Raw genomic sequence first — 23,423 nt, forward strand, 5'->3', positions numbered from 1 at the left:
AGAGCGCCTTCGCTACCGGTATCCTGCCGAGATCGCCGCCTCCAGTACACCTCGTGCCGCCGGAGCCGCCACACTGCCGCCTACCCCCGAGTTCTCGAGGATGATAACCACCGCGACCCGTGGTTCCTCGGCCGGCGCGAAGGCGATGAACCAGGCGTGCGTCTCCACCGACTTGCCGGCCTCGGCGGTGCCGGTCTTGCCGGCCACCGTCACGCCGTCGAGTGCGGCGCGCCCTCCCGACCCGGACCTCACCACGCCCACCATCGCCTCAGTGACCCGGGCGGCGGTCTGGGGGTCGAGCGCCTGCGTCCAGGGCCGGGGTGTGGTGCGTGTGATGATCCGTCCCGAGCGGTCGGTTATGGCGTCGACGAGATAGGGGCGCATCACCGTTCCGTCGTTGCCGATGCCGGCCGTCACGAGCGCCATCTGCAGCGGCGTCACCTGGGGCCCGGGCGGGCTCTCGTGCTCGCCCACGGGCTGTCCCACGCCCGCCCATGCCGTCTCCCACACGGTCATCTCCTGCGGGTCCGGCATGAGCGATCTGGCCACGGGCAGGTCGAACGGCACGTTGGAGCCGATGCCGAACTCCTCGCACTGGTCCACGAGCACGCTTGCGCCGATATCGTGGGCGAGCTGCCCGAACACCGTGTTGACCGAGCTCGCGGTCGCTTTGCGGAGGTCGATGGCGCCGTACGAGCTGCCTCCGTAGTTGGTCACGGGGGCGCCGCCTATGTCGATACGTGCGGGACCCGTGTATGTGGTGTCGAGGCTCGCCATGCCGCTTTCGAGGGCTGCCGAGAGCGTGACGACCTTGAATGTCGATCCAGGTGGGTACAGGCTCGACCCGGAGCGGTCGAGGAGAGGCGCCCCGCTCCCGTCGCTCGAAAGCCGTTCCCACTCCTCATCGATCGCGGCCGGGTCGTATGCGGGGTTCGACGCGTATGCGAGCACCGCCCCGGTGGAGGGGTCGATCGCCACGCAGGCGCCCCGCCGGTCCCCGAGGGCAGTCTCAGCGGCCGCCTGCACGCGTGAGTCGATCGTGAGTCGCACGTCGTTCCCGGCCACGGGCGTGCCCGCGGCCGCCTCGATCATGTCCGCGAAGGTGGCGAAATCGCGCTTGCCGGCAAGGGCCTCGTTGGCGGTGGCCTCGATCCCCGCGCGCCCGTATCGGATGCTGTAGTAGCCGAGCACGTGAGCCGCACTCGTGCCCTGCGGGTATTCCCGGACGTACACGGAACCGTCCTTCACAGATCTGGCCAGGACCACGCCGTCGGATGTGATGATGGCGCCCCGCTCCTGCTTCAGCTCGGCCGTGAGGCCACGGGTGTTCGCAGGGTCGGTCTTGAGGTCGGCGGCGGCCACGACCTGCACGTAGGTGAGGTTGACGACGAGCGCAACCATGAGCACGGCCAGGAAGCCCGCCACACCGGTGAGCCGCCGGGTGAGCGCGAGGCGGCCGAGCAACCCGGCGCCGCCGGTCACCGCGATCTCCGTCTCGCTGCCGGTGCCCGCGTCGCCGGCACGCATCAGCAGTCCGAGGAGGATGAAGTTGGAGAGCAGCGAGCTGCCACCATAGCTCACGAACGGCAGAGTGATGCCGGTCAGCGGGATCAGCCGGGTCACGCCGCCCACGATCACGAACGCCTGGAGGCCGAGGGTGGCCACCAGGCCCGTGGCCATGATCGCCGCGGCGTCCGAGCGCGCGCGTGTCGCGGTGGCGAGTCCCCGCATGCAGAACACCAGATACGCGATGATCAGCGCGGCGCCGCCGAGCAGCCCGAGCTCCTCGGCCACGGCGGTGAAGATGAAGTCGGTCTCCACGAAGGGGATGCGACCGGGCAGGCCGCGTCCGATGCCGAGCCCGATGACGCCGCCGTCGGCGAGCGCGAACAGCGACTGCACCAGCTGGTAACCACGACCCGCAGCGTCGGCGAAGGGGTCGAGCCAGATGGCGACCCGCTGCTGGACATGCGCGAACATCATGTATGCCGCCGATGCTCCCGCCGCGAAGAGCCCGAGGCCGGTGAGGACGTAAGCGGGCCTGCCCGTTCCCGCGTAGAGCATCACCAGGAACGTCCCGAAGAAGAGCAGGCTCGAACCCAGGTCCTTCTCGGCAACGAGGACGACGAGGCTGATCGCCCACATCATCAGCAGCGGCCCCAGGTGTTTCGCCGGCGGGAGCCACACGCCAAGGACCCGCGTGGTGGCCACCGACAAGACCTCGCGCTTCTCGGCAAGGTAGGCGCCGAGGAACACGACGATCAGGATCTTGGCCACCTCGGCAGGCTGGAACGAGAACCCCGCGAACCGGAGCCACAGCTTGGCGCCGTTGACCTCCACGCCGACGAGGGCGGGCAGCACGAGCAACACGATGCCCGCGAGTGCGATCGTGTACTTGTAGCGGCCCAGGCGCTCGAGCGACGGGACGACGGCAAGCGTGGCGACGAGTGCGGCGATACCCGCCAGGACCCAGAGGACCTGGCTGCCGGCAAGCTCGGGATCGAGCCGCGTGATCGTCGCGAGCCCGATCCCGGTGAGCAGGAACGCGATGGGCATGAGCGCCGGATCGGCGCCCCGGGCCAGGAAGCGGGCGGCCACATGCGCGGCGAGGAAGCAGGCGAAGAGGCCCAGCGGCACGAGGAGGTCGCCTATCGCCACGGTGCCGCCCGCCGACCCCTTCACCAGGGCGAACAGCACCACGACCGCAGGGGCGGCGGCGAGAAGCAGGAAGAGTTCGGTGTCGCGCCTGCTCTTCATGACCGGTTACGGGGCCGTCGTCGCGGAGGTCTCTTCCGCCAGCGCCCGGTAGGTCTGCACGAGGTCGCGCGCCTCGGCGATCCCGTCAAGCTGGATGCCTGTGGACAGCCGCGCCGCCATGATCGGGCTCAGGGCGCTCACCGGTATGGTGGTGACCTCGGAACGCTCGTGAAGGCTGAGGCCGGCGAACGTGCCCGGCACGCCCTCGTAGATGGCCACGTAACCACCCTCGTCGATCACGTACGCTTTCGAGCGTGCGTATGAGTCGGCCACCCACGCCGCTCCGCCCACCACCGCGAGCGCCGCAAGCAGCCACAGGAGCCGCACGCCCCACCGGCGAGCGCCGGGGGCGCCCCCCGCGCGGCGGGGTCGCGTTCCGATGTCCACGACCACGACGGTGATGTTGTCCTGCCCGCCCGCCTCCAGGGCGCTGTCGATGAGTTCGCGCACGGCCACGGATGGGGTGGGGGCAGTGGCCAACACGTGCTCGATGTCCTCGTCACGCACCATCGATGTGAGGCCGTCTGTTGTGAGCAGCAGCCGGTCTCCGGCTGCCGCCTCGGCCTCGAAGGTGTCGGCGAGCATATTGGGGTCTGACCCGAGCGCCCGGGTGATGACGCTCCGATTGGGGTGTGAACGTGACTCCTCGGCGGTGATGCGCCCCTGTCGAACCAGGTCGGCCACCATGGAGTGGTCCTGGGTGAGCTGCTCGAGGGTCCCGAGATGCAGCAGATACGCGCGGCTGTCGCCTACGTGGGCGACTGTCAGATGCGTGCCCTCGACCATCGCAGCCGTGAGCGTCGTGCCCATGCCGGAACGGCCACGACCGGACGTGGCGGCGTCTATCACCGCCGAGTTCGCCTGCCGCACCGCGCGACCGAGGGCCTTGAGGTCGCCGGAGCGCGGCGCCGCTTCGAGCAGCGTGTCGATGGCGAGCGAGCTGGCCACTTCGCCGGCCTGATGACCGCCCAGCCCGTCGGCGACCGCGAACAGCGGGGGAGCGAGCAGGAACGCGTCCTCGTTCACCGACCGCACCTTGCCGACGTGACTGTCACCCGCGTATCGCGACTCGCCCTGCGCGCTCACAGCCTCACCACCTCGATCCGGTTGCGGCCGAGCTCGATCGCGTCGCCTGCCGACAGCGGCATCGGCCGGGTGACCGGCTGACCGTTGACGACCGTCCCGTTGGTGGAGTCGAGGTCCTCGATGATGAAGCCGTTGTCCGACACGACGACCCGCGCATGGGTGGACGACACGAAGTCGTCAGCGATCACGAGGTCCGCGTCGGCGGAGCGGCCGATGAGGACCGGCCCGCTGAGCGGCACCGTGACGCCGGTGATCTCACGCGGCCCCCGGGTCACACGCAGCGCCAGCCCGCTCGCAGGTCGACGCACGCCGCCCCTCACCTTGCCGATGCCCGATCTGATAGCGGCGAGCAGGAAGAGGTAGAGAAGTCCGATCAGCACGATCCGCCCGAACAGCAGGACGATGTCGACCATGACTCACCCCCTCGGCTCGTGGTACACGAGACGGACGAGACCGATCTCGATGACGTCCCCGTCGTGCAGCCGCCGACGCTCCACCGGTTCGCCGTTGACGCGCGTGCCGTTGGTGGAGCCCAGATCGACGATGGCCCAGCCCTCGTCGAGGCGCATGAACGCGGCATGACGCCGTGAGACATTGACGTCGGCGATATGGATCTGACACTCGGCCAGACGACCCACGGTCACTTCGTCTCCGCTCAGGACGACGTCGTGCCCGAGATCGCTCATGGTGACGGTGGCGAGACCGGCGCCTCCATCACTCCCGGCCGGACCCGGCCTGGCGGCGCTGACGGCAGGCTCGGGCTCCTCGGTGAGCGACGCGCTCACGCGGAAGCGTCCCAGTCGCAGGTCGTCGTGCACGACGAACGAGACGCTCGGGCGCGTGCGCAGGTGATAACCGCGCTCGCGGGCGTGATCGGTCACATAGGTGGCGAGCTCCCCGCCGAGCGTGGCGCGGAACGAGCCGAGCTGATCGTGGTCCTCACGGGAGAGCGCGATGGTGTACGCGGTGGGAGCGTAGACCGTTCCTACACCGAGGGTACGCCCGTCGTCGGCAGCCCGCGCGAGGGCCCTCGCGAGCTCGACGGGCTGCACAGGGGAGCGGAACGCTCCCGCGAACATGCCCTCGATCGCGCCGCCGATCCGGTCTTCGAAATCGGAGAGGATACCCATCTACCTGCGCCGTGGTCGGGGTCTGTGCGGACCCCTCATGATACCAGGGGCTGTGCGGAGGGCGGCCAAGAGCGTCAGCTGGCCGTTGACAAGCGCAGCAGCCTGACGCGTCTGCAGCGGTCTCGGACGCTCTCGCTTCAGTCGTCGCGCGGCGGAGGAGAGCCGGCGGCCACAACGGCCGCCATGAGCGCGGCCGACACGCCGAGGTCGATGGCCGCGAGGGCGAGCATCGTCCCGTCCTGGGCCAGCAGATCCCACACGGCGAACGAACCTGCCATGACGGCGAGTCCCGCCGCAACGCCCGCCAGCGCCCACAGGCGGCTGCCGCGGCCGCAGGCCAGCGAGCACAGCGCCGCCGCAAGCGCCCACGACACAGGGATGAGGATCAGGCCCGGGTCGGCGAGACTCTCCAGGAATGCATCCGTCCCGACGCCCGAGCGCCATGGCGTGAGCAGCCACTGCCAGCCGGGCAGGAGCAGCGGGCGAGCGCCGCCCGTGGCCGCAGCCACCAAGATGGTCGTGATCGCGGACAGCCCTCCGGCAAGGGCGGCTCGTGCGGGCCTGTAGACGAATCCTGCGATGAGCGGCGCGAACGGTGCGCACCGCGCGATCCCTATCACGGGAGTCACCGCCGGAAGCAATGAATCCCCCTCGCCAAGCCGTGCCGTCGTCAACCACCAGGCCAGCACCAGAGCGAACGCCGCCAGCCCGATCCACCACTCGGCCATGATGCCGAGACCGACGGAGATGGCCACACCTCCCAGGGCGAGCCCGAGCCCGGGGGCGAGAGCGCCCGCCAGACCCGCGATGGCCGCCGATGCCGCACCAGCGCCGGAGCGCGGCAGCATCGCGCTCACGCCTGCCCACGCGAGCCATCCGGATACGAAGGCCGCGGAACCCCTGAGCAGCCAGCCGGAGTAGGGAGCGAGGGCGTACCACACGCCGCCGCCTGCGTACTCGCCCTCGAAAGCGAGCTCATCCCCCAGCGCATCGTCGAGATAGGCGGCGAGCATCTCGCGCCCGGTCGCCGCTTCGCCGAGGTGGAGCGACAGTGCATCGATGAACGCCTCCACCGAGTCGTGGCGTTCATCCGGGTCGGGTGACAGCGCCGCGAGCAACACGTCGGAAGCGGCGTCGGGGATCCACGGGGCGAAATCCGACGGAGCGGGAACCTCGGCCACCTCGATCTTGAACAGCGATCCCTCGGGGGTGTCCGAGTCGAACGGGCAGGCGTTGGTGAGCACCTCGTACATCAGGGATGCCAGCGCCCACACATCCGTGCGCTCATCGAGCCGCTCGCCGCGGATCTGCTCGGGCGGCATGTATCCGATCGTGCCGGCAGTGCCCGCGGCGCCGCCGTGGGCATCCGTGAGAGCGGCGATACCGAAGTCGGCGACCTTTGGGCGGCCGTCACGCGTGATGAGCACGTTGCCGGGCTTGATGTCGAGATGGAGCACGCCGTTGGCGTGGGCGTACCGGAGCGCGGATCCGACCGACTCTAGCACCGCAGCCGCTTCGTCGGGGTCGAGCGGAGCCTGGCGCTGGTCCAGGATCTCGGCCAATGAGGCGCCGTCGATGTCCTCCATGACGATGTAGGCGTCCGCCTCGTCGAGGTCCCATTCATGCACCGTGACGATGGCGGGGTGGTTGAGGAGCGCTGCCGTACGCGCCTCGGCCAGGCCCGTGCGGGTGAGGGGGCGTCCCGAGCGGTCGAGGGGGAGCGGCAGGCGCTTGATGGCCACACGGCGGGCCATCCGGGTGTCGAAGGCGAGCACCACGGAGCCATGGCCGCCGGACCCCAGGTCGGCGAGCGGGCGGTACCGGTCGAGTATGGACTGCTCCTCCACGGCGCTCCTGTGTCGCGACTAGAGCGATTGTACGTCACCGGCGAAGGGGCGACTGCGGAAGGGCGTGCAAAAGGGCGGAGCCTGAGGCCCCGCCCTTTCGACGCGTGACGCTACTCTTTGACGATCTTGACGAGCTCGAGGTCGAACGTGAGGTCCTGACCGGCGAGCGGGTGGTTGAAGTCGAGCACGACGAACTCCTCGGCCACCTCGGCCACCATCGCGTTCACGCGCTGGCCGTCGGGGCCCTGGAGCTCCACGCCCCAGCCCACCTGCGGGAGCCCGCTCTCGAAGGCCTCGACCGGGACCTGCTGCTTCGCCTCTTCGATGCGCTCACCGTAGGCATCGACGGCGGGAATCGTGACCTTGGCGGTGTCGCCCTCCTCAAGGTCCGCGACCGCTGTCTCGAACCCGGGGATGACCGTGTGCTCACCGATGGTGAACGTGAGCGGGTCGCGACCGCGGCTGGTGTCGAACTCGGTGCCGTCTTCGAGCGTGCCCGTGTAGTGCACGCGGACGGTGTCGCCGTTCTCTGGTTTCACGAGGGAATCTCCTGTCGATCGAAAACATACCGTTCTGAATCACACTCTACCGTACACGTCTGGAGAGCGGGCGCAACCCGGGGGTGACGCATACGCCTACCGTGTCGGACGCCGGTACGCAGCAAGCATCGTGCCTTGCCCGACAAGTCTCATGTTCGGCCTGGAGGCCGCACATCTACTCGGTAAGCGCTTCGCCCGCCGTATAGTCATATCCCGAGCCAAGCAGGCTGTGCGGGATCATGTACACGATGAACGTGACGAGTCCGGCGATCACAATCGTGCGACGCGCCCACGGGCCGTCCTTGCGGCTTCCGGTGTTAAAGAAGACCGCCACGAGCCACAGAACGAGTTCTATCGTGACCTTGTTGTCCGTGAGGTCCCAGCCCAGCGGTATGCCGGCCCAGTACACACCGAACGCGTACTTCTGCATGATCGGGCCGAAGATGAAGCCGCCCAGAAGGAGCGTGATCAGTGCTGCCCACATCATCCAGCGCGGCTTGCCCCCGGGCCTGAGCGCCTCGAGCGCGGCGCGGATGCCAAACAACATGGACAGCATTATCGTCACCACATGCGGCAGGACGACCGTCAACATCGGCATGTCGCCGCGATACCGCGATACGATCGCCTCGCCGGCGCCGTCGTCGATCACGTAGTTCTCGCCATCGTACTGGAGGTGCACGAAGTACGCGTACTTGCCGGCCATCTCACTGAGTCCGGGCAGTCTGGCGGCAAGGAGCTCGACCTCTTCGGTGTCGCCCATACTCTCGAGCTCAACGGTCTGGATCTCCATGTCCACGACCTGCGGCTCATCGTCCGAGTTCACCCGCCAGTACTCGACGTAGCCTGTGGTGCCCTCCGGGGCGTCGACACCAATCGCCAGCTCCTCATCAAGCACCCGGCTGCGGATGAACTCATACTCCACGACCTCGCCGTCGCTCAGCGCCAATTCACCTGCGAGCGGGTCGTACGGGTCGTTCTCATAGAGCACGTAGAACCCGGTGATGACGATCGCGATCAGCCACAAGAGCACGCTGACCACCCGCGGGTGGGATTCCATCCACTGCCTCATGTGCGCCTCACATCCTCACTGATAGGGAAACCGGCGAGGGGTTGCCCCCGCGCCTGAGGGTATCGCTGCCCGACGGACGCGGCAATCGGCCGCGGCGCATCGAACGCGCGCGCTACGGGATCTGGATGAACGTATCCGGGGTGCGGATCGGGTAGTAGCCCCAGTTGTGCTCGTCGTACGGCTCGGTGGCGGTACCCCAGGCCTCGCGCACGTAGTAGTCGGTGCCGCTCACCGGGAGAGAGAGGTCGCCGTAGCCGCTGAACGGATACTCATGGAGGACGGTCCAGTGGGGGTCGCCGCTGGGAGCGCCGCGCCACACCTGCCACTCGACCCATTCGTCAGGTGCGAGCGTGCCCGTGTTGAAGCGGACGGTCCCGCTCCCACCCACGACGGTGAAGCTCACGGTGTTCGTGGCCTCCACGTTGCCGGACCAGTCTTCCGACCAGAACTCGAGCGTGTGTGGGAAGCTGCCGCTCGGAGCGAGGACCGTCACGCGGGACCCCGTCTGCACCGGGCCATCGTCCAGTGAGTAGTACGTGGTCTTGGCTCCGAGGGAGCTCGCGTCGGTCGCCGTCAGCGTGATGTACACGGTGTTGTAGTAGTACGTGTCGCCAGCGACGGCGTTGGATGTGGTCACCGGCGGTGTGGTGTCCTCGGCGATCGTGAAGCTGGCGGTCTTCACCGGTGATTCGACGTTGCCCGCCTGATCCACCGACCAGAACTCCAGCGTATGCGCGCCGGGTGTCGTGATGGTAAGGCTGCCGCCTACCTCCGTGTCGCCGCCGTCGAGGCGGTAGAACGTCGTCCCGACGCCCACCTTGCCGCTGTCCGTGATGGAGAACTCGATGAACGCGGCGCCGACGTAGCTCGCGATGGCGTCCGACGAGGTCACGGGCGCCGTGGTGTCGCTGGCGCTGTACAAGGTGTGGCAGTTGGCGCACTTGGACTGATTGGGTGGGCCGATACCTGAGGTGTGACACAGACCGCACTGCCCGCCCCCGTAGGAGTCCGCCCAGGGGTCATGCGCCTCGGCCACGCCGTCATGGATGGTGACATGGCAGCCGCCCTGCTGGCAGCTGTTGTCCCACGAGCCCAGCGTGTCGTACGGGGTCGTGTGGCACGCCAGGCACTGTTGCGCGTGGACGGCGTTCAGGTCCGTCGTGTGACAGATGGTGCAGTCGACGTACACCACGTAGGGCTCCGTGGGGAATCCGATCAGCGCGTCGTCATGCTGCCCCGGTTCGAATATCATCACATCGCCGCTCCCGGGCACGGCGTCATGCCGCAGGGAATGGCAGTTCAGACAGAGGCTGTACGGCTCGGCGGGTTCCGGCGCGCGGACGAGGAAGCTCGCGTTCTCGCTCTCGTGCGGGAAGACCTGGAAGCGGGGGTTGTCGTACGGGCTGGCGTCCTCACCGTAGGCGGTCACCCGGAACTCCTGACCCGCTGCTGTCAACGCCGGGTTAGTGCGACGGCCCGACGGCCCTACGTCACGGGCGTCCTCGTGGCACTGTTGGCAGAGCGGCCCGCGCCCCTCTTGCAGCGGTGTCTTGAGGGTCGGCTCGGTGACATCCGGCCCCGGCATGACGTAACCGCGATTGCTCTGGCCGAGACTGCCGAGCTCCGTCTCAGCCGAGCCGACGCCCGTCACAACCGGGGTGCTCGCGTAGGTGTACGTGTCGTCCTGGGCGACGGGATGCTCTTCGATCACGCCCGAACCCTCGGCGTGCTGCAGCAGGCGGCCCTCGTGGCACGATGCGCACCACCCCACTCCGTACGCTTCAACAGACACGTCCGCGCCGGACGGCTGCTGGCGGAGCAGGCGGTTCGTTGGGATGCCGATACCGGTGTCGCTGGTCTCGGACGCGCGCAACCGATCGCCGAGGAAGGGGTCGACGGTCTGTGAGTCGTGTGCCGAGTGGCAGTCGATGCAGGTGAGCGTCCCGTTGGGGCCCATGAACGACCTGGAGGTGGCTCCGCCGTCGCTCGCCCCACCGGGGACGACGTCCGTGGTGTTGATGCGGTGGGTGGCCCCCGGGTCCTGTCCTGTCCGGGCCTTGATGACTCCGTACACAGCAGCCCCGCCGGTGCCGTCGTGGCAGGAGGTGCACATGTCGCTCACGGTCTGCTCAGGCAGCAGGTTCTCGCTGCTGACCGCCTGGTGCGTGACGTGGCAGGTGAGGCACTTGGTCGTTCCGGGCGTATAGCCCCCGTGTGGCCCCTTTCGGGTTGCGGCCAGCAAGGCGGGGTCGCCGCCGGGCTCGAGGATGTCCGTCTCGGAGGCTCCGTGACAGTCGACGCAGTCCGTGCGCGAGGGATCCGTAGAGTCGCCGGGATACGCGTATGCCGCGCCCGGGGTAACGAGCGCGGCCGCGATGGCGATCATCAATACGAGCGAGCGGGACATGTCATGCCTTGGTCGACTTGATGTGAGCGTAGTGCTGTGAGACGTGAGGAAGCAAAGGGCGGACCATTATGCATCCTTAATACTGCGTCTGTGGCCGGTCTCCTGTCGCGTGGCGCGATCATGGGAGGTGCACGGTTGCGTGCGCGCGGGCCCTGCGATGCCTGGTTCCCGCAGTCTCCCCCATGTGATACCATGCCTACCTGCTGGAATTGCGGGTGTGGCGGAATGGCAGACGCGCATGGTTCAGGTCCATGTGGGGGCAACCCCGTGAAGGTTCAACTCCTTTCACCCGCACCACCGATCATCACGATGGCTCCGGTCCTGGCGGCTGGGGCCATCGCCGCATCCGGGGCCTCGCGCGTGGTGTCTCGCTGGCCCTGCGCGGCGGGATCGGCTTCGCGTATACTGCGTCGAAGCGCGCGCCGGCACGCGTAGAGTTGAAGGTTCTGTACGTTCCGCGTCGTATACAGGATAGGTAGTATCCAATCGGCGTCTACGCTGCCGTTCGCTCGTTAGGACGTGTCATACATGCTGTCTGAACGCCTGCTCACCGGCGCCCTGCGCGTGCTCAACCGCGGCTACATGAGCCAGGAGCCGGTGGATATCGCCCAGCTCCCGGATCCGGAGCCTGGCCGGCAGTACTCGCTGTACATCCACATCCCGTTCTGCGAGCGGCTGTGCCCGTACTGCTCGTTCAACAGGTTCCTTTACGGCGAGGACCGTGCCCGCTCCTACTTCACAACGCTGAGGACGGAGCTCGAGCGCTCAGCAGAGCGCGGGTTCGACTTCCGGGCGCTCTACATCGGCGGCGGCACCCCCACGATCCTGGTGGACGAGCTCTGCACGACGATCGATCTTGCGCGGTCGCTCTACCCGCAGATCGGGGAGGTCTCTGCCGAGTCGAGCCCCAACCACATCACCGACGAGACCATCTCGGCGCTCAAAGACCGCGTGCAGCGGTTCAGCGTGGGGGTACAGAGCTTCGACGACAGCCTGCTCAACCAGATGGCGCGCTATGACAAGTACGGCTGCGGCGATGCGGTGTTCGAGCGCGTGGCGTATGCCGCGGGCAAGTTCCACTCGCTGAACGTGGACATGATGTTCAACTTCCCGAGCCAGACGCTCGCGATGCTGGAGAAGGATGTCGCGAGGGTGAAGCTCACCGGCGCCAACCAGACCACCTTCTACCCGCTGATGGCCTCGCCGAAGAACCGCAAGGAACTCGCGAGGACGATCGGCGCCATGGATTATGCCCGCGAGGCCGAGTACTACCGGGTCGTGTGCGACGGGCTCGCCCCGGAGTTCGAGCCGGCCTCGGCGTGGACGTTCTCGCGCGACAAGGGCGGCATGATCGACGAGTACATCGTCGACTACGAGGAGTACGTGGGCCTCGGCTCGGGCGCCATGTCGTACGTCGGCGGGCGTCTCTACAACAACACCTTCTCGCTCGACGGATATCGTTCCCGGATCCAGGAAGGCCGGAGCGCCATCGCCAAGGCCGGCAAGCCGTACGACACCCTCGGTCGCATGCGGTACAGGTTCGTGACCGAGCTCTTCGGTCTCCGTCTGGACAAGCAGCGCTTCAAGGCCGACTTCGGGGTGCCGATCGAACGTGCGTTGCCGCTGGAGATGACCTTCATGAGACTGTCCGGAGGCATCGACGTCAATGACGAGCGCTGGGTCACTCTGACCCCACGGGGACGGTACCTGCTGCTCGTGATGATGCGGGAGACGCTCGCCACCTCCAACGATCTCCGTGATCACGAGCGGGAGATGCTGCCCGCGCACGAGAAGGTGCTCCTGAACGACACCGGTGTCGTACCGTGCGGCCCCCCGCCCGAGCGGTTCTGCGCCGCGAGCTGAGGGCGCCCGGGGGCCTTGGCGTCACCGCCGCATGGTATCAGGCGAGTGTCCTCATCGCGATTGCGCCGCCCCACTCCGTGAGTCATCATGGCTTATGGAAGAGGGTGGTCCCGGTGCCTGCCAAAGAAGAACCCCGTGGGTTCGATGACGACTTCACGACCGAGCACGCGCACAGGATGATCGACTTCTACTGCAAGACGCTCACCGAGCTGGGATATCGTTCCGTACCGTACAAGGACGTGGACTCACACATCGGCGCTTGCCGGCTGGAGACTCCCAAGTTCGACACCCTGAACCACGCGCTGTGGATGTGCAAGCAGACCCGGCTGTTCCTACGAGCCGGACGCTTCGCCAAGGCCTACCGATGGATCGGCACCATCCAGGGAATCCTTCTGATGAACGGCGTCTTCAGCATCACGGAACTCAAGGGGCATAATCGGATCGACCTACCACCGGTGACGCCGCGACGGCAGTAGGTGGGGCCAAGGGGCAGATGTGGACGCGTTCTCACCCATACGGGGCAAGTGCTTCTACTGGCGCGAGCAACTCGACGACGAGGACCGGTACAACACTCGCGTGAAGAAGGAAGACTGGCGGGTGGAGTGCACGTGCTTCGTGGAGGGAACGCGCTGGCTGTACACGGCCAGCACCGTCCCTGACGACTGCCCCAACAAGCGGCATTGCCGCTACTACATCTACTTCGGCTGATGAAGAGAACGGCCCCCCTGTTGGGAGGCCGTTCCGGAAGCCGGCTCGGGCAGTCCGTCGTCAGTAATCCTTGTCAGCCGACGCTCCCACGATCAGTGCCGCGCGGGTAGTCCGCCGCCCGGGGTCACGCGCACGCGGTATCCGGCTCCGTTGCAGCCGTGACACGGGCGCCAGTTACCTGCTCCCGCTCTCGACTCCACGGTGATGACCTTGTTGCCCCGGCACACGGGACAGGTCTCCTTGCGGACCACGCTTCACACCCCCTTGATGTGACTCACCGATTATTAAGCAACCTTCAGGAAATGTCCAGAGTTCGTGTGCAAGCGGTCGAACAGCGGGGGTTGTCCGGCCGCGCGGGGCTTCATCCACATGCCGTCTCCGACGGTGCGCACCGGCCCGTGAATGACGCAACGGTAACGGCTCAAAGACGGGGCGATTTCGTGCGCTTGTTGCGGGTCGCGCGAAGGGCGATAAGGGGTGTGGGCCCACGCGGGGCCACCACTACGAGAGAGATAGGCAGGGACGAGCGAGATGCTGGAGGCAAGGGTTGCGCGTCGTGCGCAAGTCATCAGGTGGGACGAGATCGGTTTGCGGGCAGCGCAGGCCGTTGTGAACGTGCTGAACCCACGCTCCGTACAGGTTGCGGCAGCCGCTATCGGCCCCCGGGCCGCTCGGGCCACGCAGCATGTGAGCGGCAGGATCGAGCCGCATGTGGACCGGATGGTGCTCACGCTTGGACTGACCTATCCGCTGGCGATGGCGCCGCAGCTGTACAACGTGTGGGCGCTCGACCAGACCGCCGGGATCTCGAGCTTCACTTCGGTGATGGGTCTCGTGATGTCGGTGGCGTGGACGCTCTACGGGTTGATCCACCGCCAGAAGTCCATATGGCTGGCCAACGGCGTGTGGATCGCCGTGCATGCTGCGATGATCGCCGGTCTGCTCAGGTAGACCCTCCAGGCGACGTCACGGGGGCGGGGGCCCCGGGTGGCGGCGCTGATGCTTCACGATGAAGGCCGTCCCGGTCTTGCCGGGACGGCCTTCGCCACGTACCGATGAAGTCGAGCCGTCTCAAGGGACGGCCCTTAGGCGCCTCGTCACATCGCCTCTTTGCTCGTCTCCTCGATCGCCTTGTCGATCTGCTTGCGCAGCACATCCGGCAGACCGGGGATGTCGATGTTCACGAAGCCCCGGGTGATCATCGATACCGCCTCGTCCTTGGGCAAGCCGCGCGTCATCAGGTAGTAGATCTCCTCGGCAGCGATGGGAGAGATCGCAGCCTCGTGGCTCAGCTCGGCGCCCGGCGCGCCCTCGCTTGCAAGGTCCGGGATCGCCCACTGCGTGGACTGCTCCGACTGGACGATGCCACGACAGTCGAGGTGCGCCTTGCACGAGTTCGTCCGGCCGACGAGACGACCGCGGGAGTACACGGTGGACTCATCCAGGGAGACCGTCCGCGCCACGGCCTCGGAACGGGTGTCCTCGCCGATGAGCTGCGTCTCGCTCCCGAGGTCGATGTAGCTGTCCTTCATGCCGTAGACGATGGAGTTGAAGACGGCCTTGGAGCGGTCGCCCACCAACTTGGCCACCGGGAACGACTGGATCGACTTCACCGGTTTCAGCAGCACGTAGTTGTTCACGTAGACGCCGTCTTCGTCCACGACGATCCCCGTGCGCGGTCGGACGCTGAAGTCCTCGGCCCAGTTGTGGATCATCGTGAAGGTGAGGTGTGCGTTCTTGCCTACGTAGAACTCGGAGATGCCCGCGTGGAGGCCTTCCTCCACGTCGGTGTGGACGTTGCAGCCGGTGATCACGTTGGCCTCGGCGCCGTCCTCCACCACGATGACGTTGTGGACGTTCTGGCTCACATTGCTTTCGCTCACGAAGAGGCAGGCCTGGATGGGCTTCTCGACCTTCCGGCCGGCCTTCACGCGGATGAAGTAGCCTTCCGTCTGATGGAGCGCCGCGAGCGCCGTGTACTTGTCCTTGCCAGGGTCGACCGCGCGCCACCAGTACTTCTCGATCAGCTCGTCGCCGTAGAGGGCGAGCGCCTCCTGAGTGCTCATGATCTCGATGGCGTTGTCGAACGCCTTCTCCACGCGCTCGTAGATGGGAGAGCGGTCGAGCTGGAAGTAGCTCGCCGAGCGGTTCGACTCGTCGGTGTCGAAGCCCGACATCAACGCCGTTTCCTTGATCTGGCGTTGAAGCGAATCGAGCGAGGCGATCCTGTCATGCTCGGAGACCGTGGTGAACCGTGTGATGTCGATGTCCGGACCGAGGGCGGCCGGCTTGTCCTTGGCGGCCTCTGCCGCCAGACGGATCTCTTCGAGGCGCTCGAGCGCCGCTGGGCTCAGCTGAATGTCTGGCATAGTTTGCACTCCACACATGCGTCGTAACCGTGGCTGGATATCTCTTCGATCAGGTCGAGCGGGTTGCCCTTACAGGCGAGCCGGCCGTTGTAGAGCACGTGCGCCACGTCGGCGTTGACGAACTCCAGGATATGACCGGTGTGCGTGATGATCAGGCCGGCGCGCGTACGCTCGGAGATGCGGCCCTCGCCCTTGAGAAGGGCGTTCATGGCAGCGCCCACGACGGCGATGTTGTCAAGATCCACGCCGCTCTCCGGCTCATCGAACAACGCGAGATCCGGCATCTGGGCGAGAAGCTGGGCCATCTCCGACCGCTTCGCCTCGCCGCCGGAGAAGCCCATGTTCACGTCACGCTCGAGCATGTGGCCGAGGCTGAGCTCCTCGTCGAGCTGTCCGATGGCAGCGTCGTCGAGCTGCCCCTGCGCCGCTACGCCGATCACCTGGCGCAGCTTGACGCCGCGGACGGCGGGAGGGCGCTGGAACGCGATGCCGATGCCCATGCGGGCCCGCTCGTCGATCTCCATGTCGTCGAGATCGACGCCCTTGAACAGGATGCGCCCCTGGGTGATGCGGTAGCCGGGCATGCCGACGATGGTGTTGAGCAGGGTCGACTTGCCTCCGCCGTTGGGGCCGAGAAGCACATGCGTCTCGCCCTCGAGTATGGTGAGGTCGACGCCTCGCAGGATCTCACGGTCTCCCACGGAGACGTGCAGATCCTCGATCTGCAGCAGGGCGTCTGGCTGTTCGGAGGTCATTGGTCACCTCGTTCCTCGAAGTCAGGATCGATCAGGGGTAGTAGCACGAGCCGTGCCGTTCGCTGGTTCGGCTCAGAGGATGCCGCATTACTGTACCAGGGATGACGACGGCGGTCAGGGCGACCCGGCGATCCGGCCGATCGAGCCGAGCACGCTGTCCGACACCACGTCGGTCTCGCCGATTGCCCAGATGTCCACGAGCGCCTCCCGATGCGCCGAGGCATACGCCTCGGCGGGTGGTGTTGCGCCCGTAGGCCGCACGAGCAGGACGGGCGCCCGGGCCCGTCCGCCGAGTGGCCCGGCGGCGAGGGCATCGGGGAAGTCGAAGCCTGTGGCCAGTATCACGCGCCCGGGGAGGAGCCCGTGGCGGAGCGAGTACTCGGCCATCATCGCCGCGGTCTCGAACCGGTCGTTGCCGCCCACCCGGACGGGCGAGGGCAGCCGCGCTTCCACAACACCCCCGACCACGTCGCGCTGTCCAACGATGACTGTGGAGGTGATGCTGTACTCGGAGAGTATGCGCCGGGAGTCGTCGGGCAGCCAGTTGCCGTCTGCCAGTACGATTGGCCAGTCGTTCGCCGATGCGAGAGGCGCTGCCGCCACCGCGTCAGGCCAGTTGCGGCCGCTCACCACCACGGCGGTGGCGATGGTCCGGGTGCGATCCCGCATTCTGCGTGATATGAGAAGCGACGTCTCGTACCGGTCGTGTCCGCCCACCCGCTCGATCGATGTGATCCCCGCCTTGCTGCGCAACTGCGAAGCGACGGTGTCCGAGACCGCAGCGGTTCCTCCGAGGACTATGGCGTTCTTCGCACCGAGGCGCCCGATCTCGGCGGCAACCTCATCTGGCAGGTACCTCGCGGGCGTAAGCAGTATCGGACCGTTCACGCTGGAGGCCAGCGGCGCTCCCGCGAGCGCGTCGGGGAAGTCGCCCTCGGTGGCTATCACCACGGAGCGCGCACCCTCGGGGAACGAGCTCCTCGAGACCTGGATCGCCGTCGAGCTACGGTTCCGTCCGGCGATGCGCGCGGTGGAAAGCGCCGTGTCGCGAGGGATGAGCCCGCTTTCGCCCCAGAGGAACATGCGGTGGAAGAAGTCGCTTTCGTCGTCGGTCCAGTCGGTGAAGAGCACCCGTGCAGTGTCGGCTCCTCCGCGGACGATCACGGGATCCGAGTAGATGATGCGCGGTTCGCTGGGCGACACCCGCTCGGCGAATTGCCACGTGAGCCCCCGGTCGTCCGACACCCACCGCTCGATGCGTCCTCCGCGACCGCGGTAGTCCCAGTCCAGACTGCCGCGAGCGTCGCTGTCGCCGGTGACCACGAACGCCTCGAGCGATCCATCGGCCCGGGGATCGAGCGCTGCCGCGTCGAAGTAGTGGTCGGTGGTGACGATACGGGTGCCGCGCCAGCCGCTTGCATCACGCCGGGCGAAACGCCATTCGTACGCGCCGGGCCCGCTGCCGTTGCCGATCAGGTAGAGAACGCACGGGACGCCCTCATCATCGGTCCGTACCGAGACCTCGTTCACGAACCGGTCGCCCGAGTCGACGAGCCGGCAGTGCGCGTCCGCTTCGGTGAGCGTGAGCGGAAGCGCAAGCCGGGTCCCGTCTACGCCGCGCCACGAGCCGCCGGGGTCGCGCACCGCGTAGTAGAGGTTGCGCCGCACGAACAGCCGCCCATCACGCATGAGGTCGCGATCGAGCCAGGTGAACACGGTATGGACGGTCCCATCAGGTGCGGCGTTGTAGTTCGCATACCAGTAGGCGTGGTAGTCGGCAGCAAGGACGCGCTGCTCGCCACCGAACGTCACGGCACCGTCTGTGCTCACCCGATATGACCAGTGCCCGTCGGAGGTGCGGTAGAACAGCATGAGGTCCGTGTCGGCCAAGGAGACGGCCTGCGGGTACGTCCCGCCCCAGAGCGCCGGCTGCGTGCTCCAGGCTGAAGAGCGGTCCGGCGACGATTGCCGGGCATGCAATATGGAGCCACCGTGGGCACCGTAGAACGCGTGGACCCGCCCTGCCGAATCCCGGTAGAGCGCCGGAGCCCCGTGTGCGTCCAAACGCAACGGATTCCTGCCGATGCGGATAGGAGCGGTCCAGCTCTGGGAACTCGCCTCGTATGAGGCGATGTAGGGGTCGAACCCGGGGCCCTGGTATGCGAGATACGTGACGCCCTCCGCCTCGATCGCCGCAGGACCCAGCGCCATCTCCGATAGCACCGCTTCCTGCGCGGCATCACGGGCGAAGTACGGCACGCTCTTCGCAGATGCAGGAGTCGTCGCACTTGCTTGCACGACAGCGAGCACGGCGGCGCAGGTACAGACGGCGGTGGCGATCCGGACCTTCCGCTCCACGATCCGTGCGCTATGGCGGAAGCGCTTCATACCACCATACTATCGCCTCGGAACGCATGATGGCTGACGAGTCGCACCGGCTGGGAGGATGACATGCGTCAAGACCTGTCCGACTTCATCGCCCGCGTCTGGCGCCACTATGAGGAGCACGGTCGCGACGATCTGCCCTGGAGGCACACCACCGCCCCGTACAACGTGCTCGTCTCGGAGGTGATGCTTCAACAGACGCAGGTGACGCGCGTGGTGCCCAAGTACGAGGTGTTCATGCGCGAGTTCCCCACGGTCGAGTCGCTGGCTTCAGCGTCGCTCGGCAGGCTGTTGGGCGCATGGCAGGGACTCGGCTACAACCGTCGGGCGCTCGCCCTCAAGCGGGCCGCCGAGATCATCGTGACCGAGCACGGAGGGGAGGTGCCGGCCACGCTGGACGGCCTCATGGCGCTGCCCGGGGTGGGCCACGCCACCGCGGCGCAGGTGCTCGCCTTCGCGTTCGATGTGGGAGTGCCGTTCATCGAGACGAACATCCGTAGCGTCTACCTGCACGAGTTCTTCCCGGACGCCGAGGATGTCCCCGATGCGGCCATCCTCCCGCTCGTGGAAGCGACGCTTGATGCGGATCGGCCTCGCGAGTGGTTCTGGGCGCTGCTCGACTACGGTGCGCATCTCAAGGCGACGGGCGGCAACCCGTCGCGCCGGAGCCGCCACCACACGAGGCAGGGCAGGTTCGAGGGGTCCAACCGGCAGCTGCGGGGCAGGATCCTCGCAGCGCTCGCAGGGCAGGGTTCCTCGGGTGCGCCGCACGGCATCGATGCGATCGCGGTGGTCGTGGGGTTCGAGCGCGAGCGGGTCGAGGCCGTCCTCGAGGCTCTTCAGTCGGAAGGCTTCGTGGTGTCCGAAGGCGAGCGGTGGCGTCTGGGCTGAACGCCGAGCTCTCGCGCCGCCTCGCTCTCAAGCAGCCGCGACGCTTCGTCGATGGCGATCCCGCGCTCGGCGGCGATCCGCGATGCGTCGTCGTTCTCCACCGCCAGCACGCGATAGCCGTCTGGCATCGTGGCAACCTTGAAGCGCGCTCGGCCGAACGCGGTGTCGATCTCGGTGACGTCCCGCTCGGCGAGCCTGCGTTCGAGCGGGACCACCCGGACTCCCAGCGTCCGTGTCTCGGCGATCATCCGGTCCGCGATGCGCGACGCGTCATCGGGTCGTGCGAGGGCGCTGAGCAGGGTGGCCGAGCGGCCCTTCTTCATCACGATCGGCGTCTGCCAGACATCGAGCGCACCGGCTTCACGGAGTCGCTCCGCAGCCGATGCCAGCTCCTCGGGGGTGAGGTGGTCGATGTTGGACTCGAGGAGCACGACCTCGTCGACCCCGGGCGTGCTCACGATGGGGTCGCCCAGGAGCAGCCGGCAGACGTTCGGCAGCCCGAGGTCGCGCGTACCGCATCCTGTGCCCACACGGCGGAGCACCATCGGGGGCACGGCGCCGAATTCCGAGGCGAACGCGCGGAGCGCCGCCGCGCCCGTGGGCGTGGTGAGCTCTCCGCCCACAGGGCCCGGCACGATCGGCATTCCCTGCAGGAGCGCCGCAGCCGCCGGTGCTGGGACCGGGAGCTCTCCGTGCTCGGTCGTCACAGTGCCGGTCCCTACCGCCACCGGCGAGGCCGCGAGGTGTTCGATGCCGAGAGAGTCGAGACCCATCGCTATCCCCAGCAGGTCGACGATCGTGTCCGCGGCGCCTATCTCGTGGAAGTGCACGTCGTCCACGTCCACGCCATGCACGTGCGCTTCGGCTTCGGCCAGCGCGGTCAGTGCGGCCAGCGCTCCCGTCCGGGCGCGCGCCGTCACGGGCGCACCCTCGAGAAGGCTGCGGAGCGCACGGTAGTCGCGTCGCGGCGCACCGGTCTCCGAGGCCCGCACGCCGGCGCCGGTGACGCCTGAGGAGCGCGTCGTGGGCGTCTCGACCACCACGGCGTCGAGCCCCATACCCGTGAGCGCGTCACGGAGCAGTCCGGGATCGAAGCCCGCGTCGATGAGCGCGCCGAGGAACTTGTCGCCGGACACGCCTGTGGAGCAGTCGAGGTAGCCGATCACGACGTCTCCGCATCCACAGGCGATCCGGTGGCGCTTGCCGCCTCGGCGACCATATGGTTGATGCGGCTTGCGAGCGCCGCGGCGCCGAAACCGTTGTCGATGTTCACGACCGCCATGCCCGACGCACACGAGTTCAGCATGCCGAGAAGCGCGGCGATGCCGCCGAGGCTCGCGCCGTAACCCACGGATGTGGGAACCGCCACCACCGGGCATGACACGAGGCCGGTCACGAGCGAGGGCAGGGCGCCCTCCATGCCTGCCACCGCGATCACCGCGTTGGCGTCACGCAGGACGTCGGTGTACGCAAGGAGGCGGTGCACTCCGGCCACGCCCACGTCGTACAGGCGGGTGACGCGGTTGCCCATCACCTCGGCGGAGATGGCGGCCTCCTCGGCGGCCACGTGGTCGGCCGTTCCCCCGGTGGCGACCACGATGTGCCCCACGGAGGGGCGCTGCTCGCGACGGTCCACAAGGAGCAGCCGGGGCGCCTCGAAGTAGCGGGCGTCAGGCGCCACCTGCGCCACTTTCTGGAAGTGCGAGGGCGTGGCGCGCGTGCCGAGGAACACGTCACCGTGCTCCAGCATCTCGCGCGCGATCGACCGCACCTGCGACGGGGTCTTCCCTTCGCAGAACACGACCTCGGCGAACCCGCACCTGAGCGCGCGGTGGTGATCGACCTTGGCGTCCTCGATCTCCCCGAACGGCAGCCGGGCGAGCGATTCTGCGGCGTCATCCGCCGAGAGCGCTCCTGAAGCGACCGCATCAAGGAGTTCTCGTAGTCTCTGTGGGTCCATGCAAGCGCCTCCTGCGTCTCCGGTGGCAACGGGTGCCGTTAGCACAATCGTTCTCCGAAGGTTATACACTGTTGAGACATCGTCTCGAGACAGAGGACATGGTTGCGTGCGTATCCCGGACGTCATACGTCGCATCGACTGGCCGCTGCGGCTCATCATCGCAGGCCGTCTCCTCGCGGGCATGTCCCTTCTGGTGGTCCACCTGCTGAACGCCGGGAGTGCTACGTATGGGGCATCCACGATCGTGGGCGTCACGATGTACGCGGGGTGGACGATCGTGTGGGTGGTGTGGGCGTACCACCCCAAGACGCGCGACCTGACCCGGATTCTCACGGCTACGGCGCTTGTGGACGCGGTGGCGCTCTGCATGCTCACTGCAGCGACGTGCGCCGCGGGTGATCCGTACTACGCATGGTACGTGGCCGAGGGAGTGCTCTTCGCGCTTCTGCTGAAGCGTCGCAGGGCGTGGACCCTGGCCGGTGTCCTTGCTGTCTCTTACGCCCTGGGTACGGCGTTGCGCGGCGCTGTCACCGACCCAGTGAGCTACGTGTTCCTGCTCGTGGGCGCCGGTAGCCTTCTGGCGATAGGCATCGTCGTGGCGATCGTGCTCGGCGGACAGGAGGAGCGGCAGCGGCAGATGGAGGAGCAGCGCGTTGAGATGGTGAAGCTCAACGACCGCCTGGAGCGGAGCGTCGGCGAGCTCAGGGCGGTCACGGAGATCACCGAGCTCATCCACTCCACGCTGGAGGTCGAGGCGGTCGGCCCCGTGCTGCTCGACATACTCGAGAAGGTCATCGACATCCCCTCGGCATCGCTCTACGTGATCGACAAGGCCAAGCAGGAGACGCTGTTCACCACCAGCAGCGCGCGCCCGATGGGGTTCCGCGGCTACTCGGGCTACGAGATATCCGGGCCGTCCACCACGTCGGAGGTGACAGGCGCGTTCTCGTGCATCGAGCTGGTGGACCACGAAAGCACGGCGGTGATCTTCTGCGCGGATGAGGGCGCCATCGAGAGGCTCACCCGGGACGATCGCGTGGTGCTGCAGGCGGTGGCTTCGGAGCTGGTGGTGGCGGTTGAGAACTCGAGGCTGTACCGCCTCACGAAGCGGCTCTCGATCACCGACGAGCTCACCGGCCTGCACAACTACCGATTCCTGCAGCAGCGCCTCGACGAGGAGCTCAGCCGTGCCGAGCGGTACGGCAAGCGGCTGTCGTTCCTGATGCTCGATATCGACGACTTCAAGCGCGTGAACGACGTCCATGGCCACCGCGTGGGCGACCAGGTGCTGGCCGAGGTGGGCCGGCTTCTCAAGAGCACCGTGCGTGAGGTGGATATCGTCGCGCGATACGGCGGCGAGGAGTTCTCCGTCATACTCCCCGAGACAGACGCGCCGGGCGCGTTCATCGTTGCCGAGAAGATCCGCGAGACGGTGAGCCTGCACCGGTTCGAAGACGCCGACGGCCAGCCGGTGGTGCATGCCACGGTGAGCATCGGACTCGCCAGCTACCCGTCGCACGCCAACGACAAAGAGTCGCTGCTCCGCGCGGCCGACGACGCCGTTTACCACGCCAAGGCCACGGGGAAGGACCGGGTCCGCGCTCCGCGGCTGCGTACCAGGCGCGGTGGCGTGGAGTCCCCGATCTAGAGAGGATCG

Annotated in this window: 20 protein-coding genes and 1 tRNA gene; 7 read left to right on the forward strand and 14 right to left on the reverse strand. The window is 67.4% G+C overall.

Going from position 1 to position 23,423, the window contains the following annotated elements; all coding sequences use genetic code 11:
- Positions 1 to 12: 12 nt before the first annotated feature.
- The 8 genes from MSB02_RS07080 to MSB02_RS07115 form a co-directional block, all read right to left on the reverse strand.
- Positions 13 to 2,757 (reverse strand): FtsW/RodA/SpoVE family cell cycle protein, encoded by a 2,745-nt coding sequence (locus MSB02_RS07080; protein WP_267194531.1) that lies wholly within the window; start codon positions 2,755 to 2,757, stop codon positions 13 to 15.
- A gap of 6 nt (positions 2,758 to 2,763) precedes the next feature.
- Entirely contained in the window at positions 2,764 to 3,843 is a 1,080-nt protein-coding gene (locus MSB02_RS07085; protein ID WP_267194532.1) for a Stp1/IreP family PP2C-type Ser/Thr phosphatase, read from the reverse strand.
- Complete coding sequence (locus MSB02_RS07090) at positions 3,840 to 4,256, reverse strand: FHA domain-containing protein (RefSeq protein WP_267194533.1); 417 nt, start codon at positions 4,254 to 4,256, stop codon at positions 3,840 to 3,842. Before MSB02_RS07090 ends, MSB02_RS07085 begins: the two co-directional genes overlap by 4 nt.
- 3 nt (positions 4,257 to 4,259) lie before the next feature.
- Positions 4,260 to 4,973, reverse strand: coding sequence for an FhaA domain-containing protein (locus MSB02_RS07095; RefSeq protein ID WP_267194534.1), 714 nt, complete (start codon positions 4,971 to 4,973; stop codon positions 4,260 to 4,262).
- 137 nt (positions 4,974 to 5,110) lie between these two features.
- Positions 5,111 to 6,820 (reverse strand): serine/threonine-protein kinase, encoded by a 1,710-nt coding sequence (locus tag MSB02_RS07100; RefSeq protein WP_267194535.1) that lies wholly within the window; start codon positions 6,818 to 6,820, stop codon positions 5,111 to 5,113.
- Positions 6,821 to 6,930: 110 nt separating this feature from the next.
- The gene (locus tag MSB02_RS07105) at positions 6,931 to 7,359 is read right to left on the reverse strand and encodes an FKBP-type peptidyl-prolyl cis-trans isomerase (protein ID WP_267194536.1); all 429 of its coding nucleotides are present in this window, start codon (positions 7,357 to 7,359) and stop codon (positions 6,931 to 6,933) included.
- 175 nt (positions 7,360 to 7,534) lie between these two features.
- Entirely contained in the window at positions 7,535 to 8,428 is an 894-nt protein-coding gene (locus MSB02_RS07110; protein ID WP_267194537.1) for a hypothetical protein, read from the reverse strand.
- Between the two features lie 112 nt (positions 8,429 to 8,540).
- Positions 8,541 to 10,835 carry an OmpL47-type beta-barrel domain-containing protein gene (locus tag MSB02_RS07115; RefSeq protein WP_267194538.1) on the reverse strand — a complete coding sequence of 765 codons (2,295 nt, stop codon included), beginning with the start codon at positions 10,833 to 10,835 and terminating at the stop codon, positions 8,541 to 8,543.
- A 211-nt stretch (positions 10,836 to 11,046) separates the two neighbouring features.
- Between MSB02_RS07115 and MSB02_RS07120 the strand changes: the two genes are divergently transcribed.
- The 4 genes from MSB02_RS07120 (at position 11,047) to MSB02_RS07135 (ending at position 13,406) form a co-directional block, all read left to right on the forward strand.
- Positions 11,047 to 11,132 (forward strand) — tRNA-Leu (locus tag MSB02_RS07120).
- A 231-nt stretch (positions 11,133 to 11,363) separates the two neighbouring features.
- The gene (locus MSB02_RS07125; RefSeq protein WP_267194539.1) at positions 11,364 to 12,698 is read left to right on the forward strand and encodes a coproporphyrinogen III oxidase family protein; all 1,335 of its coding nucleotides are present in this window, start codon (positions 11,364 to 11,366) and stop codon (positions 12,696 to 12,698) included.
- Between the two features lie 113 nt (positions 12,699 to 12,811).
- A complete protein-coding gene (locus tag MSB02_RS07130; RefSeq protein ID WP_267194540.1) occupies positions 12,812 to 13,174 on the forward strand; it encodes a hypothetical protein in 363 nt (120 codons plus the stop codon).
- Positions 13,175 to 13,193: 19 nt separating this feature from the next.
- Positions 13,194 to 13,406 (forward strand): hypothetical protein, encoded by a 213-nt coding sequence (locus MSB02_RS07135; RefSeq protein WP_267194541.1) that lies wholly within the window; start codon positions 13,194 to 13,196, stop codon positions 13,404 to 13,406.
- 92 nt (positions 13,407 to 13,498) lie between these two features.
- Here the strand turns inward: MSB02_RS07135 and MSB02_RS07140 are convergent, their stop codons facing one another.
- A complete protein-coding gene (locus MSB02_RS07140) occupies positions 13,499 to 13,657 on the reverse strand; it encodes a hypothetical protein (RefSeq protein WP_267194542.1) in 159 nt (52 codons plus the stop codon).
- Between the two features lie 280 nt (positions 13,658 to 13,937).
- Between MSB02_RS07140 and MSB02_RS07145 the strand changes: the two genes are divergently transcribed.
- The gene (locus MSB02_RS07145) at positions 13,938 to 14,357 is read left to right on the forward strand and encodes a SemiSWEET family transporter (RefSeq protein ID WP_267194543.1); all 420 of its coding nucleotides are present in this window, start codon (positions 13,938 to 13,940) and stop codon (positions 14,355 to 14,357) included.
- 146 nt (positions 14,358 to 14,503) lie between these two features.
- Here MSB02_RS07145 and MSB02_RS07150 read toward each other — a convergent pair whose 3' ends face one another.
- The 3 genes from MSB02_RS07150 to MSB02_RS07160 form a co-directional block, all read right to left on the reverse strand.
- Positions 14,504 to 15,775 (reverse strand): SufB/SufD family protein, encoded by a 1,272-nt coding sequence (locus tag MSB02_RS07150; RefSeq protein ID WP_267194544.1) that lies wholly within the window; start codon positions 15,773 to 15,775, stop codon positions 14,504 to 14,506.
- Entirely contained in the window at positions 15,757 to 16,530 is a 774-nt protein-coding gene (locus MSB02_RS07155; RefSeq protein ID WP_267194545.1) for an ABC transporter ATP-binding protein, read from the reverse strand. Before MSB02_RS07155 ends, MSB02_RS07150 begins: the two co-directional genes overlap by 19 nt.
- A 114-nt stretch (positions 16,531 to 16,644) precedes the next feature.
- Positions 16,645 to 18,918, reverse strand: a complete 2,274-nt coding sequence (locus MSB02_RS07160; protein WP_267194546.1) for a cell wall-binding repeat-containing protein — start codon at positions 18,916 to 18,918, stop codon at positions 16,645 to 16,647.
- 63 nt (positions 18,919 to 18,981) lie between these two features.
- On the opposite strand from MSB02_RS07160, the gene MSB02_RS07165 reads away from it, so the two are divergent.
- The gene (locus tag MSB02_RS07165) at positions 18,982 to 19,806 is read left to right on the forward strand and encodes an HhH-GPD family protein (RefSeq protein ID WP_267194547.1); all 825 of its coding nucleotides are present in this window, start codon (positions 18,982 to 18,984) and stop codon (positions 19,804 to 19,806) included.
- On the opposite strand, the gene larC is transcribed toward MSB02_RS07165, so the two are convergent.
- Together larC and larB are read right to left on the reverse strand one after the other, a co-directional pair.
- Positions 19,755 to 20,972 (reverse strand): nickel pincer cofactor biosynthesis protein LarC, encoded by a 1,218-nt coding sequence (gene larC, locus MSB02_RS07170; RefSeq protein ID WP_267194548.1) that lies wholly within the window; start codon positions 20,970 to 20,972, stop codon positions 19,755 to 19,757. The genes MSB02_RS07165 and larC overlap by 52 nt on opposite strands.
- Positions 20,969 to 21,766 carry a nickel pincer cofactor biosynthesis protein LarB gene (larB, locus tag MSB02_RS07175; protein ID WP_267194549.1) on the reverse strand — a complete coding sequence of 266 codons (798 nt, stop codon included), beginning with the start codon at positions 21,764 to 21,766 and terminating at the stop codon, positions 20,969 to 20,971. Before larB ends, larC begins: the two co-directional genes overlap by 4 nt.
- Positions 21,767 to 21,872: 106 nt before the next feature.
- Between larB and MSB02_RS07180 the strand changes: the two genes are divergently transcribed.
- Positions 21,873 to 23,414, forward strand: coding sequence for a GGDEF domain-containing protein (locus MSB02_RS07180; protein WP_267194550.1), 1,542 nt, complete (start codon positions 21,873 to 21,875; stop codon positions 23,412 to 23,414).
- Positions 23,415 to 23,423: the final 9 nt, after the last annotated feature.

This window comes from Anaerosoma tenue (assembly GCF_023161965.1).
Lineage (GTDB): Bacteria > Actinomycetota > Coriobacteriia > Anaerosomatales > Anaerosomataceae > Anaerosoma > Anaerosoma tenue.